Source organism: Streptomyces sp. NPDC059875, assembly GCF_042731085.1.
Taxonomy (GTDB): domain Bacteria; phylum Actinomycetota; class Actinomycetes; order Streptomycetales; family Streptomycetaceae; genus Streptomyces.
The window spans coordinates 21264-35789 of the sequence record NZ_JBHWJZ010000029.1; the positions used below are offsets into that span (position 1 = coordinate 21264).

A 14526-nucleotide genomic window follows, 5' to 3' on the forward strand; every position below is an offset into this window, starting at 1 on the left:
GCCCATGCCTGCCCTGCCCCGCCGCCGCCGCGACGAACAGCGGGGGGGCGGGGACGGGGGGCCTGATGCTCAGCGCCTACCCCGCCGCAGCCAGCCCTGGGCCTTGCCTATGTCGGTCACCTGCGCCATGCCGCCGCCGTTCGACGGTCGGCTGCGCGGTTCCAGGTGCTTCAGTCGCGCCCGCCACGGGCCGTCCGCCATCTCCATCTGCACGATGAGCGGGCCCTCGGGCAGCGGAACCTTCTCCCGCCGCTTGCCGATCTCGTTGACCACGTTCTCGTACGTGGGCAGGGTCGTGGGGTCGTCGTGCCCCTCGAGTTCGTAGAGGTGGACGATGAGGTTGTCGTCGCCCCGGTAGTGGAGGGCGAGATCGGCCGTACCGCCCGTGTGCAGCAGAACGTCGGGGCCGCGGCTCTCCACTTCCTGCTCCGTCAGGTGCGTCGCGGCGGCCAGCGGCAGCACCTGGAACTGCCAGGGACCCTCCGCCCGCAGTTTCAGGCGCAGACGGCCGTTTCCGGGGACCTGGACGAGCATGCGACCCCGGAAGTTCTCCTCGGTGCTGTTGACGAGGTTCTCCCCCTCCTTGTTCAGCCGCGTGAGGGTCCAGAGGCCGGTGTACCCGTCTCCCCGTATCTCGAGTTCGACCACGACCGGCCCCGGCGGGAGCCCGTCCACGGTGATCACGTCGTTGTCCCGGCCGGTCTGCGTGTACGGCTCGAAGACGGCGCCGTACGTCCAGGCCGGCCCGCTCGGCTGCGCCGGGGCCGGCGGCTGAACCGGGGCGGGGGCCGGGACAACCGGAGGCTGAGCCTGCGCCGGGGGCGGGGTCGGGGCAGGCACCTGGAACGGCACCTGGCCTGGTGCGGGGGCTTGGAACGGGACCGGACCCGGTGCCGCAAGCGGCGCTTGGAACGGCACCGAGCCCGCAGCCGGGGCCGGCGGCTGGAAGGGAACCGGCACCGAGCCCACAGCCGGGGCCTGGGCCTGAACCGGGGCGGGCGGGGCGTCCGCCACATTCACGCCGTGGTCCGTCGCCAGGCCTGCGAGGCCGTTCACATAACCCTGGCCCACCGCGCGGAATTTCCAGCCCCCCGCCCGCCGGTACAGCTCCGCGAGCACCATCGCCGTCTCGCCACCCGCGTCGGTGACGTCGTACCGCGCGACCGACGTGCCGTCCGGCGCGAACGCCTCCACGGACAGCCCGTTCACGTCCCGCATCGCACCGGTCTCCGTCGACCCGACGACCAGGACACGGAGGATGTCCCCCTCAACGGCGGTGAGGCCGGCCTCCAGCCACACCGCGCCGTTCTCCTCCCCCAACAGCCGCACGGCGCCCGAGGGATGGACCGGAGCGCCGTGGAACACGATGTCCCCGTCCCCCCGGACCCGACCCGTCTCCGTCAGCAGCAGTACCGCGACATCGACTCCGTTCCGCACCGCGATCCGTAGCGGCACCGTCGGAACGAAGGCATTGCCCCCCTTGATCATTTCCCCTCCCCAAAATGGATCACTGCTGGATCTTGCGCCCATCCGGCCCCTCCCGACAAGGCCTGTGGAAAACGGGTCGGGTCCCGCGCACGCGGTGTGCCAGGATGCCCTGGCCATGGCATTCATACGACACATCCAGTCCGCCGCGCCCGCCACCGCCGTCTCGGCCGGGTTCCTCGCCATGCTCATCGGCGTCACCAGCTCGGTGGCCGTCGTGTTCACGGCCGCCAAGGCGGCCGGGGCCACCTCCGCGCAGCTCACCTCGTGGGTCTTCGCCCTGGGCATAGGCATGGGCATCACCTGCATAGCCCTCTCGCTGCGCTACCGCGCCCCGATCGTCACGGCCTGGTCGACGCCGGGCGCCGCCCTGCTCGCCACCGGGCTGCAGGGGGTGACGATGGCGCAGGCCGTCGGGGCTTTCCTGCTGTCCGCCGTGCTCATCGTCATCAGCGGGGTCACCGGCTGGTTCGAGCGGATCATGAACCGGATTCCGGTCCCGCTCGCCTCCGCGCTGCTCGCCGGGGTGCTCCTCCAGTTCGGCACCGAGCTGTTCACGCAGATGGAGAGGGACGGCCTGATCGCCGTTCCCATGTTCCTGGCCTATCTCGCGGGCCGACGCTGGTTCCCCCGGTACGCGGTCGTCGGCGCGCTCGTCGCCGGGATCGCGGCGACCGCGTGGCAGGGCTCCTGGAAGCTGGACGGCTTCGCGCTCACGCTCGCCGAACCGTCCTTCGTACGACCCGAGTTCAGCTGGCAGGTCCTCGTCGGGGTCGGGCTGCCGCTCTTCGCGGTGACGATGGCCTCGCAGAACCTGCCCGGCGTGGCCGTCCTGCGCAACGCCGGTTACTCGACGCCGATCTCGCCGCTGCTCACCTGGACGGGCACGGTCAACACCGTCCTCGCGCCGTTCGGCTGCTTCGGCCTGAACCTGGCCGCGATCACCGCGGCGATCTGCAGCGGCGAGGCCGCCCACCCCGACCCGCGCAAGCGGTATGTCGCGGGCGTCTGGGCCGGCATCTTCTATCTCCTGGTCGGGCTCTTCGGCGGTACGGTCGGCTGGCTGCTCACCGCGATGCCGCCGGCCCTGGTCCTGGGCATCGCGGGCATCGGCCTCCTCGGCACCATCGGCTCCTCGCTCACCTCGGCGCTCCTGGACGAACGGCTCCGCGAGCCGGCCGTGGTGACTCTGCTCGCCACCGCGTCCGGGTTCACGCTCTTCGGGATCGGCTCGACCTTCTGGGGCCTGCTGGCGGGCGTCCTGACGCTCGCGGTGGGCGACCTCGGCCGCCGCCGCGCGTCCCGGAAGAGGTCCGGCACGGAGCCGCACGCCACCGCCGAGGAAGCTGCCGAGGAGGCGAAGAGCCGCTGAGCCTCAGAGCGAGCTGCCAGCGCGCCGGCGCTGCGCCCGGACTCGCGCTCACAGGATCCTCTCAGTCGAACTCCATGACGTCGTCGGCGCCGGTCTGGCTGAACATGTCGTTCACGATCTTCTGAGCCAGCGCCCTGTGTTCGGACGGCACCTCGACCCGCACCCACAGCAGATACGCGTGCTGGGACCTCTCGATCTTGTCCCGCCATGCCCACAGCCGTTTCATCGCCATGCGATAGCGCTTGGGGTCCCGGAACTCCGTCGCGTAGTACGCCCGGTCGTCGTGCTTCGTCCATGAGGTGGTGCCGTGGTCCGGGACGGCGCGGAGGAAGTCGTTCGTCCGTGCGTCGGGGCAGCTGGAGCCGCAGTACAGGGAGCGGATCTCCAGGCTCATACGAGGCAGGAAGCCGGCCTCGACGAACTCGGGTACCGCGGTGCACGTGAACGTGACGGGGGTGTCGACGTCCTTGCCCTGGCAGTCGAGGTGTTTGGGGGCGCGGAAGACGAAGTGGGCGCCGGCCAGTTGCCAGAGGTACGAGGGTTCCTCGCCCTGCCAGCTCGCCCCGTACAACGACCGCGCCGGGCGCTTGGGATAGAACGAGAACCGGTGTCCGTCGGCGGGCGGGGCCGTACGGGGCGGCGCGTCGGCGAGCGGCCGGTCGCTGACCGGCGTGGTCCGGGCCTTGGTGAAGGTCCCGGGATCCCCGTCGCGCCCCGCGGCACCCTCGAGTCCGGCCCGGCGGACCGCCTCCCTGGCCAGGGCCTGGGCGATCGCGGGCGCCCGGTCGAGGGACGCGAACTCCTCGGTGTACTCGACGTACAGCAGGGCGTTGCCGACCCGCACGCCGACCTGCGTGTACGTCCTCGGTGCCTGCACTCGGCCCGATTCGTCGTACGGATCGGACCGCACCGCCAGGTACGCCTCGTCGCCCAGACCGCTCAGGTCGCGGTGGAAGCCCCCGGACAACGCCGCCGCTTCCGCCCCGCTCGTCGCCCTCCCCCGCGCCTGGACGAAGAGCCTCTGGGCCTTGGTCGGTCCGCTCTGCCACCGGCCCTCGCCGGTCACCAGCCCGCTCTGGACGGTGACGTTGACGTTGCGGCTGAAGGGCGCCTGTTCGCCCACGCGGCACCGGCGGCCGTCGGCGTCCGCGAGCTGGGCGGGGTCCGTCATGAGCCGGTCCATGTCCCGCGGGGCAAGGAGAGCGCAGGCGTCGGGCAAGGAGCGGATCGGACCGGGCAGCGAGTAGGCGAACAACGCGCCGGAGCCGACGGTGAAGAGCCCGGCGATCGATGCCAGAACGAGCAGACCGGCCAGTGCGGCGCGCACCGGGCCGCGTCGGGCCCGCGGCGCGAGCAGCGCCTCGGGAGGCGCGCTCTGCGCCAGGCGGTTCCGCAGCTCGATGTGGCGGAAGCGGTAGACGCCGCCGGACTGGCGCAGCACCCCGCGGGCGTGCGCGTCCTCCAGGAACGGAAGGAGCCGGCGGGGCAGGCGGCCGGCCGACCAGAAGTACAGGCGGGCGACGGTGAATCCGCCCCACGCGGAGGCGCCGAAGCAGTAGAGCACCCAGGAGACCGGCAGCCCCACGGCGAGCACCATCCAGTCACGGACCGAGACGACGTCCGCCCCTCCGAACGACTGCCAGCCGAGCAGCATCGGGACGGGCAGCAGCAGGACGACCATCGGGGTGTCCTCGGCCCCCCGGCGGAGCGGGGCCGACCAGCCGAGGGCCAGGACGGCGCGCCGGTCGGCCCGCAGCAGCGCGCCCGGGGTGTCGGCGAGCGCCGGATCGGAGGCGCGCCACAGGGAGCCGAAGGCTCTCGTCCCGTACGACCAGAGCGCCGCGGCCGTGGGGAAGAGCATCGCCATGGCGTAGCCTCCGCCGCCGAGGGCGAGGGCCGCCGTCCATCCCGCGGTCAGTCCGAGGACGGCGAGCGCCGCCCGCACCCGCTCCGGCCACCTGGCGAACGTCTCGCGGAGCTCGGATCGGCCCGGCCGGGTGAGGCGGCGTGGGGGTGCCTGCCAGGAAACCGGTTTCGCGGCCGCCGCGGCCCCGAGCATCAGGCCGCACAACAGGGCGAACGCGACCGACTGCGGCAGCCACCCGCCCCACCAGGCCGCCCCGAAGGTGAGCTGGGCGACCGTCGCCGTTCCCAGGGCGAAGGCGGGCAGCAGCGCGAGCACGCGGGCGGCCCGGGGCACCGTCTCGTCCAGCTGCCACCAGGCGAGGTCCTGTTCGTTCGCCGCCTTCATCCGGGCGGCGAGGAATCCGGCCCAGGCACGCGCCTGCCGCGGCGCCCAGCCGCCGTGAGCGGCCCGCACGTCGTGCGAGGAGCTGTAGACGACGTCCAGGAACGCGTCGTACAGATGGCGTTCGATGTCCTCCCGGTCCGCGAAGCCGTCCGGTTCCAGCAGCTCCGCAGGGTCCGCGGCACCGTCGGCGTACGCGACGCGGGCGAGTTCCACCATGAGCGGGACGCTCAACGCCTCGCGCAGCCGGCGCACCTCGGGCGGCGCGTCGGCCGAGCGGTCGGCGAGCGCTTCGAGCACGGGGGTCCAGCGGGTGCGGGCGCGGCCGGGGCTGAGGTAGGCCTGGACGGCCTCGTCACCCAGCGGGCTCAGCCGGATCTCCGTGTGCTCGAACACCGCGTCGTCCGGGGCGTGTTCGCGGTACTCCGGCTCGCGGCTGGTGAGCACGAAGGGGCGGCGGCCCTTCATGGTGTGGGTGATCTGGTGGAGCGCCGCGGCGCGGCGGTGCTCGGGCAGCTCGTCGAAGCCGTCGAGGACGGGCAGGACCCGGCGGGTGAGGAGGAGGTGGAAGGCGACATCGGCAGGGGGCGCGCCGGGCACGGGTGTGCATGCCTCGGGGTACGCGTCGGCCAGCCGTTCGGCCAGCCAGCGCAGCAGTCCGTGGTCGGGGTCCCAGGAGGCGAGGGACACGACGGCCGGTACGGGGTCCTGGGATTCCTTGGTCCGCCGCCGCAGCAGCGTGTGGGCGAGGCGCAGGACGAGGACGGACTTGCCGGCGCCGGCTCCGCCGAGGACGACCAGGCGGCGGGAAGTCGTGGCGTCGAAGACGTCGGCGATGGAATCCGCGCCGGGGGCCTCACCCTCGCCCTCACCCTCGCCCTCGCCCTCGCCGTCCGCCTCGTCCGGCTCCTCCGCGCCCGGGAACGTCCAGGTCACCTCCATCGGGTGCGGATCGTGGATCCTGGTCAGGCGCTCGTCCTGGTCGTAGCGGAGGGCGAGGCCCTCGGCCAGGGCCTCGGCGGCGCGCGCGAGGTTCCTCTCGGTGCGCCAGGCGGCCCGACGGCGCCGAGCGCGCTCCTCTCGTACCCGCGACAGGACCGCGGACACGGCAGCCCCGACGAGAAGGGCCGAGCCGGCGATCACGGGACCCGGGTCGATCCGCGCCGCGAGCGGCAGTTCGGGGCGCGCGAACAGCAGCACCGTCCCGAGCAGGGCCACGGCGAGGTGGGCGAGCGGCCCGAAGCGGCGGTACCAGGGAACGCCGGAACCGGCGCCCGAGTGGATCTCGTAGGCCCCGTGGATCTCCACGGTCCCGATCTCGTGCGCGAAGACGACGTTCTTCTGTGTGCCGCCCGATATCTCCTGGTGAGAACCGCCGGCGCCCCCGTGCTTCACCGCCGCGCCCCTCAGCTCAGGTTGATCGAACCGTGCACGTCCCGGGCGATGACGACGTTCTTCTGAGTGCCGCCCGATATCTCCTGGTGCGTGTCACCGCCGCCCCCGGCGCTGTGGAGGCGCTCCGCCTCCTCCCGCCACAGCGTGAGCGCCTGCGCGAAGGCGGGGTCCTGGGCCGCCCGCAGCGCGAGGGCATCGGCCAGTTCGCGGGCGCGCCGGTCGTCCCCGGCGTCCTCGTCGAGCGCGGCCAACTCCCCTTCGCTCGCCGGGGCTTCTCTCCGTACCAGCGCGCGGAGCCGCTCCCACAGGCTCTGCCCCGCGGCTCCCGCGGTCCCGCTCGCCAGAGCCATGAGAAGTTCTGCTGCCACCGGTTCCACGAGTACTCCCCCTTCGCCACATGCGCCCGACGCGTAAGCCGGTCCCACACGAACGTGCCCCCGGTCGACCGAAGTCAACCAGGGGCACGCGGACGCGGTCCGGGCTCAGCTCTCGTCGGCGGTGAGGCGGAGCGAGATCGAGTTGATGCAGTAGCGCTGGTCCGTCGGGGTGGGGTAGCCCTCACCCTCGAAGACATGACCCAGGTGCGAGCCGCAGCGTGCGCAGCGCACCTCGGTGCGGACCATTCCGTGCGAGCGGTCGTCAATCAGCTCGACGGCGTCGCTGTCCTTCGGGTCGTAGAAGGACGGCCAGCCGCAGTGCGACTCGAACTTCTCGGTCGAGGTGAAGAGCTCGGCGCCGCACGCCCGACAGGAGTAGACGCCCTTGGTCGTGGTGTCGGTGTACTCGCCGCGGAACGCGGGCTCGGTGCCCGCCTGGCGCAGTACCTGGTACTCCGCCGGGGTCAGCTCCGCACGCCACTGCTCGTCCGGCTTCTCGACGTCGTACGACATGAGTCCACTCCCTCTACTTCGACAGATGGGCGAGGATCCGAGGTCCGACGTCCGTGACATCGCCCGCGCCCATCGTCAGAACGAGATCACCGGGCTTGGCCATTCCCGCGACGACGTCCGGGACGTCTTCCTTGTCGTGCACCGCCGTCACGTCGGCGCCGGCCGCGCGGGCCGCCGTGATGATCAGCTCGCTGGTGATGCCGGGGATCGGGTCCTCGCGGGCCGGGTAGATGTCGAGGACGACCGAGGCGTCGGCGAGGGCCAGGGCGTCGCCCATCTCCGTGCCCAGTTCCTGGGTGCGGGAGAAGAGGTGGGGCTGGAAGACGACCAGGAGGCGGGCGGCCCCCGCGGCGCCGCGCATGGCCTCCAGGTCGGCGGTCATCTCGGTGGGGTGGTGCGCGTACGAGTCGATGACCTGGACGCCCGCCGCCTCGCCCTTGAGCTGGAGGCGCCGGCCGACGCCGGTGTACGCGGTGAGGGCCTGGGCCAGCTCCGCCGGGTCGATGCCGACGCGGGAGCCGGCGGCGAGGGCGGCCGCCGCGTTGTGGGCGTAGTGCCGGCCGGGGACCGAGACGGTGAAGGTGTGCTCGACGCCGTCGAGGACGACCACGACCTCGCTGGTCATGCCGTTCGGGGTGATGGAGAGGATGCGGGCGTCGGAGTCCTCGGACTCGCCGACGGTGACCACGCTCAGGCCCTCGCGGTCGGCGACCCTGGCGGCCAGCTCGCGCGCGCCCCCGTGCTCGCCGACGACCAGGGTGCCGCCGGGGCGGATCTTGGCGACGAACGCCTCGAAGGACTCGTAGATCTCGTCCATCGACGCGTAGTTCGCGTGGTGGTCCAGCTCGACGTTGAGGACGATCGCGACCTCGGGGTCGTACTTCTGGAAGCTGCGGTCGCTCTCGTCCGCCTCGGCGACGAAGACGGCCCCGTCGCCGTGCCGGGCGTTGGTGCCGGGGCCGGCGAGGTCGCCGCCGATGGCGTACGAGGGGTCCAGGCCGAGCTCGGTGAGCGCGACGGCCAGCATGGAGGTGGTCGTGGTCTTGCCGTGCGTACCGGCGACGGCGATCGCGCGCAGGCCGTCCATCAGGGACGCGAGCGCGTCGGAGCGGTGCACGACCGGAATGCCGAGCTCGGCGGCGCGGGCCAGCTCGGGGTTGTCGGCGCGGATGGCGCTGGAGACGACGACGGCCGTGGCGTCGTCGGCGAGGTGGGCGGCGGCGTGACCGATGTGCACGGTGACGCCGAGGGCGCGCAGCGCCTCGGCGGTCGCGGACTCCTTCGCGTCGCTGCCGGCCACCTTCGCCCCGCGCTGGGCGAGGATCTTGGCGATGCCCGACATTCCGGCACCGCCGATGCCGATGAAGTGCGGCCGTTCCATGGCGGCAGGGATGGCGGGTGCCATGCGGATCTCTCCCCGGGGTGCGACGTACAGGAGGCCCCCAGCCTAGTGGCTCGCCCGGACGGCCCCGGGCACCGCGCCCGGGGCCGTCCGAGGGGGCCGCCCGAGGGGCCGTCCGGCCCCGCATCACTCGCCGTCCGGCCCCGCATCACTCGCCGCGCGGCCCCGTCACTTGCCGCGCGTGATCGTCACTCGCTGTGTGCGAACAGCTTCAGGACCGGTACGCCGACCTTGTGGCGCGCCCGCGAGGCCCAGTCCCGGTGGAAGAACTCCTCCACGTAGTGCGGGGCCGTCAGGACGATCACCTCGTCGGCGTCCGACTCGTCGACGACGGCCTTCATCTTGTTGAGGGGGTGGTCCTCGACCACCTGTCCGACCGCTTCGCAGCCGGCGCCCCGCAGGGCCTGGAGGGAGTGCTCCAGGGCCGCCTCCGCGGGGACGCGGGCCGCCTTGCCTTCCGGCTCCTCACCCTCACGGGTCGCTTCCTTCAGCTCGCCCAGGGCGACGTCGTCGATGGCGCGCAACAGGACATCGGCCTGGTCACCGCGCGGCTGCATCAGCACGATGAAGGACACGACCTCGTCGCCGTGCAGGGTGGTGACGAATTCCACGTCGACCGACGTGAGGGGCTTCTCGATCATCAGAACGCTTGTGAACACCTCAGGAGCCCTTCTGCGGAAACCATCCTTCCCCGTGCCCGCACGGGGTCTACGGGGGTAAGTGTGCCCAGCGGAAGCTAACCGGAACGACAAATTCCGCCGATTGTCAGATCCGACGGTAGCGGGTGAAAAGGAACCCGGCCTCCTCCAGCACCGACGCCACGGCGAACCGTTTCGGGACGGCCACCGACGGGCCTCCCGCGATCCGCTGCGCGGTGCCCGCCGTCATCGTCGGCGAGACCGTCAGACACAGCTCGTCGAGCACACCCGCCGCCACGAACTGGCCGAGCAGCCGGGGCCCGCCCTCCGTCAGCTGGCGCCGCAGCCCGCGCTCGGCGAGGGCCGCCACCACACGGGCCGGCTCCACCCCGGGACCGTCGCCCGCGATCACCACCTCCGCCCCCGCCTTCGCGGCCGCGTCCACCCGCTCGGCGGGCGCCCCGGCACCGGTCAGGAGCAGCGTCGGCACCAGCGGCTCGGTGAAGAGCGGAGCCGAGAAGTCCAGGTCCAGGGAGGCGCTGACCACCGCGATCACCGGCGCCGGCCCCTGCCCGGCGGCCGCCCGGCGGGCCGCGAAGGCGTCCCGCGCACGGGCCGGCCGGTACCCCTCCTGGCGTACGGTCTGCGCCCCCACCACGATCACGTCGGCGAGGCCCCGCAGGGTGCCGAAGATCCGCATGTCGGAGTCGGAGGAGAGGGGCTGGGAGCGGCCGTCGTGCTGACCGGCCCCGTCGAGCGAGGAGACCATGTTGGCGCGCAGCCAGCTCTCGCCGGGGGCGAGGGCGGGGTACGCGTAGGCGTCGGCGAGCTCGTCGAGGGACCACTCCCTGTCCCCGGAGGCGTCGTGGCCGGCGTCGTCGATTGCTGTCATGTCCGTCACAGGGAACAGGCGTCGCATCCTCGCAGTCTGACACGGCGCTTACAGTGGGGAACTGTGTCGACCCGTGCCTCCCATGCCTCCCGTGCCATAACCGAAACGGCTTCCACCGAAGCCGCTCCGGTCTCCCTCTGCGCCCGGGAGCCCCATGTCCCCGCCGACCGTCTCGTCGCCGAGATGGTCCCCCCGCCGCGGTTCGACTCGGTGCGCTTCGACACGTACATCCCGGACCCGAACCAGCCCAGCCAGATCGACGCGGTCAAGGTGCTCAGCTCCTTCGCGGAGGGGCTCGGCGGCGCCCACGCCACCGGCGCGGGCAGGCGCAGGTGGTTCGCGAAGAAGCCCGCCGCCCCCACCGGCCCGCGCGGCGTCTACCTCGACGGCGGCTACGGCGTCGGCAAGACCCACCTGCTCGCCTCCCTCTGGCACGCCACGCCCGCCGAGCCGGGGCTGAAGGCGTTCGGGACGTTCGTGGAGCTGACGAACCTGGTCGGTGCGCTGGGCTTCCAGCAGACCGTGCAGACGCTCAGCGGACACCGGCTGCTCTGCATCGACGAATTCGAGCTGGACGACCCGGGCGACACCGTCCTCGTCTCCTCCCTGCTCAGCCGGCTCGTCGAGGCGGGCGTGGCGCTCGCCGCCACCTCCAACACGCTGCCGGGCAAGCTGGGCGAGGGCCGGTTCGCCGCCGCGGACTTCCTGCGCGAGATCCAGGGCCTCTCCGCCCACTTCCGTCCGCTGCGGATCGACGGCGAGGACTACCGCCACCGCGGGCTGCCCGAGGCGCCCGCCCCGTACTCCGACGAACAGGTGACGAAGGCGGCGTACGCGACCCCGGGCTCCTCGCTCGACGACTTCCCGCACCTGCTCGACCACCTGGCCAAGGTCCACCCCAGCCGCTACGGCGCGCTCACCGACGGGCTGAGCGCGGTCTGCCTCACGGAGGTCCAGCCGGTCCCGGACCAGTCGACGGCGCTGCGACTCGTCGTCCTCGCCGACCGGCTGTACGACCGCGAGGTCCCGGTGCTCGCCTCCGGCCTCCCCTTCGACCGACTGTTCAGTGAAGAGATGCTGAAGGGCGGGTACCGGAAGAAGTACTTCCGGGCGATCTCCCGGCTCACTGCGCTGGCGCGCGACGCAAAGGGTCTGGTGGAGCAGTAGGTTGGGGGCCATACCCGATCGAAAGGGATTCATCATGGCCGCAACCCGTTCCGCCCACGCCGTCTGGGAGGGCGACCTCCTCAAGGGCTCGGGCGTCGTCACCCTCGACTCCTCCGGCATCGGTTCGTACCCCGTGTCCTGGCCGGCCCGCACCGAGGAGCCGAACGGCAAGACCAGCCCCGAGGAGCTGATCGCCGCCGCGCACTCCTCCTGCTACTCGATGGCGTTCTCCAACATCCTGGCCAAGAACGGCACCCCGCCGACCCGCCTGGAGACGAAGGCCGACGTCACCTTCGTGCCGGGCACGGGTATCACGGGCAGCCACATCACCGTGCGCGGCGAGGTACCCGACCTGGACAAGGACAAGTTCCTCGAGCTGGCCGAGGACGCCAAGAAGAACTGCCCGGTGAGCCAGGCGCTCACCGGCACGACGATCACGCTCACCGCTGAACTCGTCTGACCCTCGCGCCACATGAGGCCGTGTCGGCCCGCATGGTTCACGTGTCACCACAGCGCGTGATACACACATGCGGGTCACACGTCACAGCACACACCCTGTCCGCCAACAGGAAAAGTGGGTTGCCTCATGTCCGCAACACGACGTCAGATCCTGTCCCGCACCGGCGCGTCCGTCGCCGGAATCGCCTTCGCGGGCGCCTTCTCCGAACTCTTCGCCGGTACGGCGGCCGCTCGCGGTCACGCAGGCTACGGCCCGCTGGTCCCCGACGCGGCCGGGCTCCTCGACCTCCCGAGGGGCTTCCGCTACCAGGTCCTCTCCCGCCAGGGCGACCCCCTCCGCTCCGGCGAGGGTCTCGTCCCGAGCAACTTCGACGGCATGGCCGCCTTCGCCGGCCGCCGGGGCCGCGTCCATCTGGTCCGCAACCACGAGAACCGGGTCACCGGCAAGATCGGCGTCCCGACCGTGCAGGGCCTGACCTACGACCCCGCCGCCAAGGGCGGCTGCACGGCGATCGAGCTGGACGGCCGCGGCAGCGTCCTCGGCGAACGCGTCGCCATCGCCGGCACCGCCGTCAACTGCGCGGGCGGGCCCACCCCTTGGGGCACCTGGCTGACCTGCGAGGAGACCGAGGACAAGGCCGGGACCAACGGCTACACCAAGGACCACGGCTTCATCTTCGAGGTCGACGGCGCCGACCCGCACCGCACCGGCGCCGTACCGCTCACCGCCATGGGCCGCTTCCAGCACGAGGCGATCGCCGTCGATCCGCACAGCGGCATCGTGTACGAGACGGAGGACGCGTTCGACCGGCCGTTCGGGCTCTTCTACCGCTTCCTGCCGGAGAAGCCGCTGGGCGGCCACGGCTCCCTGCGCGCGGGCGGAGCCCTGGAGGCGATGCGGGTGCCGGGCGTGCCCGACCTGTCCGTGATCCAGGAGACCGGCGCGAGCTTCGGAGGCGTCGAGTGGGTTCCCGTACCGGACCCACAGGCGGCCGAAACCCCCATCAGGCTCCAGGACTTCGGACCGAAGGGCATCACGCACGCGCAGAAGCTGGAGGGCTGCTACTGGGGCGGGCGGTCCGTCTACTTCGTCTCGTCCTTCGCCCGCGCCGCCGACGGCTCGGGCGCGACCCACTTCGGCCAGGTGTGGAAGTACGAGCCGCACCGGCGCCGTCTCACGCTCGTCGTCGTCTTCGGCCCGAGCACCGACATCCAGCTGCCCGGCGAGTCGCCGGACAACATCTGTCTCGCCCCGAGCGGCGGTCTGATGGTCAGCGAGGACGGCGAGGGCGGCCAGCACGTGTACGGGGTGAGCCGGAAGGGCGAGGTGTACGCGGTGGCCCGGGGGGCTCAGAACATCGGGACCCCGGACGCCCCGGAGTGGGGCGAGTTCGCGGGCGTCACGTTCTCGCCGGACGGGCGGACGATGTACGTCAACTGCTACACCCCGGGCACGACGTTCGCGGTGACGGGCCCGTGGTGCTGACCTAGGGGCGCGCCGCACGCCACGGTCACCACGCCCCGTCGCCCCGTTCGCGGGTCCGTCGATTCCGTCGCAGGATCGGGAGAAGGCGAGCGACGGACCCGAAGGGGCGAAGGATGGCGAAGAAGGACGGGAAGCAGAACGGGAAGAAGGACGCGCGGAGGGAGGGGAAGGGGGACGGGAAGAAGGCCAAGGCGTCCGGGACGAAGCGGCCGCAGGTCCCACCCGGTCCGCCGGGTCCGCCCCCGGTCCTGCGCGACCTGCTGCGGCTCCCCGTCGGCAAGCCCGTCGACCTCTCCTCGTACTCCGCCTCGGAGATCCCGGCCGGCCCGCCCGACAAGACGGCGGGGACCACGGCCACGGCGCTCCTCGCCCCGCGCCTCGCCGACCTCCAGGAGCGCCTGTACGCGGCGAGCACGGCCGGCGACCGGCGCCGGCTGCTGCTCGTGCTGCAGGGCATGGACACCAGCGGCAAGGGCGGCACGGTCAAGCACGTGATCGGCTACTTCAACCCCTCCGGCTGCCGGATCCGCGCCTTCAAGGCGCCCACGACGGAGGAGCGGGGCCACCCCTTCCTCTGGCGGATCACACGGGCGCTGCCGGTGCCGGGCGAGATCGGCATCTTCGACCGCTCGCACTACGAGGACGTGCTCATCACCCGCGTCCGCGACCTGGTCCCCCGCCGCGACCTCGGTCGCCGCTACGGCCAGATCAACCGCTGGGAGGAGTCCCTCGCGGACGACGGTGTCACGATCGTCAAGGTCTTCCTGCACCTCTCGTACGAGGAGCAGCGCGCCCGGCTCCTGGAGCGGCTCGACGATCCGGACAAGCACTGGAAGTTCAACGCGGGCGACATCGAGGAGCGGGCGCTGTGGCCCGCGTACCAGCAGGCGTACGAGCTCGCGCTGGAGCGTTGTTCGACGCCGGAGGCGCCCTGGTACGTGGTCCCGGCCGACCGCAAGTGGTACCGCAACTGGGCCATCAGCACGCTGCTCCTGGAGCACCTGGAGGCGCTGGATCCGCAGTATCCGGCGGGCGACTTCGACGTGGCCGAGTGCCGGAAGCGCTTGCTCGCTTCCTGATCGGTTAGTTTCC

Annotated in this window: 12 protein-coding genes; 5 read left to right on the forward strand and 7 right to left on the reverse strand. The window is 72.2% G+C overall.

Annotated features, from left to right (window positions below; genetic code table 11):
• Nucleotides 1-69: 69 nt before the first annotated feature.
• Complete coding sequence (locus ACFV9D_RS29505) at nt 70-1488, reverse strand: TerD family protein (RefSeq protein WP_385152743.1); 1419 nt, start codon at nt 1486-1488, stop codon at nt 70-72.
• Between the two features lie 115 nt (nt 1489-1603).
• On the opposite strand from ACFV9D_RS29505, the gene ACFV9D_RS29510 reads away from it, so the two are divergent.
• Complete coding sequence (locus ACFV9D_RS29510) at nt 1604-2857, forward strand: benzoate/H(+) symporter BenE family transporter (RefSeq protein WP_385152746.1); 1254 nt, start codon at nt 1604-1606, stop codon at nt 2855-2857.
• Between the two features lie 61 nt (nt 2858-2918).
• Here ACFV9D_RS29510 and ACFV9D_RS29515 read toward each other — a convergent pair whose 3' ends face one another.
• The 6 genes from ACFV9D_RS29515 to ACFV9D_RS29540 all read right to left on the reverse strand — a co-directional run bounded on the left by ACFV9D_RS29515 (nt 2919) and on the right by ACFV9D_RS29540 (nt 10349).
• Nucleotides 2919-6500, reverse strand: a complete 3582-nt coding sequence (locus ACFV9D_RS29515; RefSeq protein ID WP_385152749.1) for an NACHT domain-containing protein — start codon at nt 6498-6500, stop codon at nt 2919-2921.
• Between the two features lie 11 nt (nt 6501-6511).
• The gene (locus ACFV9D_RS29520) at nt 6512-6868 is read right to left on the reverse strand and encodes a hypothetical protein (protein WP_385152752.1); all 357 of its coding nucleotides are present in this window, start codon (nt 6866-6868) and stop codon (nt 6512-6514) included.
• A 114-nt stretch (nt 6869-6982) separates the two neighbouring features.
• Entirely contained in the window at nt 6983-7390 is a 408-nt protein-coding gene (msrB, locus tag ACFV9D_RS29525; protein ID WP_385152755.1) for a peptide-methionine (R)-S-oxide reductase MsrB, read from the reverse strand.
• A gap of 13 nt (nt 7391-7403) precedes the next feature.
• On the reverse strand, nt 7404-8795 hold the full coding sequence (gene murC / locus ACFV9D_RS29530; protein WP_385152758.1) for a UDP-N-acetylmuramate--L-alanine ligase: 1392 nt from the start codon (nt 8793-8795) through the stop codon (nt 7404-7406).
• A 185-nt stretch (nt 8796-8980) separates the two neighbouring features.
• Entirely contained in the window at nt 8981-9451 is a 471-nt protein-coding gene (locus ACFV9D_RS29535) for an indole-3-glycerol phosphate synthase (protein WP_385152761.1), read from the reverse strand.
• 106 nt (nt 9452-9557) lie between these two features.
• Nucleotides 9558-10349: a pyrimidine reductase family protein gene (locus ACFV9D_RS29540; protein ID WP_385152764.1), complete on the reverse strand. Its 792-nt coding sequence runs from the start codon at nt 10347-10349 to the stop codon at nt 9558-9560.
• 36 nt (nt 10350-10385) lie between these two features.
• Here ACFV9D_RS29540 and zapE point away from each other — a divergent pair, with 36 nt between their 5' ends.
• From zapE to ACFV9D_RS29560, 4 genes are all read left to right on the forward strand, one after another.
• Nucleotides 10386-11489 carry a cell division protein ZapE gene (gene zapE / locus ACFV9D_RS29545; RefSeq protein ID WP_385152767.1) on the forward strand — a complete coding sequence of 368 codons (1104 nt, stop codon included), beginning with the start codon at nt 10386-10388 and terminating at the stop codon, nt 11487-11489.
• Nucleotides 11490-11523: 34 nt separating this feature from the next.
• Nucleotides 11524-11949 carry an OsmC family protein gene (locus ACFV9D_RS29550; protein WP_385152770.1) on the forward strand — a complete coding sequence of 142 codons (426 nt, stop codon included), beginning with the start codon at nt 11524-11526 and terminating at the stop codon, nt 11947-11949.
• 126 nt (nt 11950-12075) lie between these two features.
• The gene (locus tag ACFV9D_RS29555; protein WP_385152773.1) at nt 12076-13434 is read left to right on the forward strand and encodes an alkaline phosphatase PhoX; all 1359 of its coding nucleotides are present in this window, start codon (nt 12076-12078) and stop codon (nt 13432-13434) included.
• Between the two features lie 113 nt (nt 13435-13547).
• Nucleotides 13548-14513 (forward strand): PPK2 family polyphosphate kinase, encoded by a 966-nt coding sequence (locus tag ACFV9D_RS29560; protein WP_385152776.1) that lies wholly within the window; start codon nt 13548-13550, stop codon nt 14511-14513.
• The last annotated feature ends 13 nt before the right edge of the window (nt 14514-14526 follow it).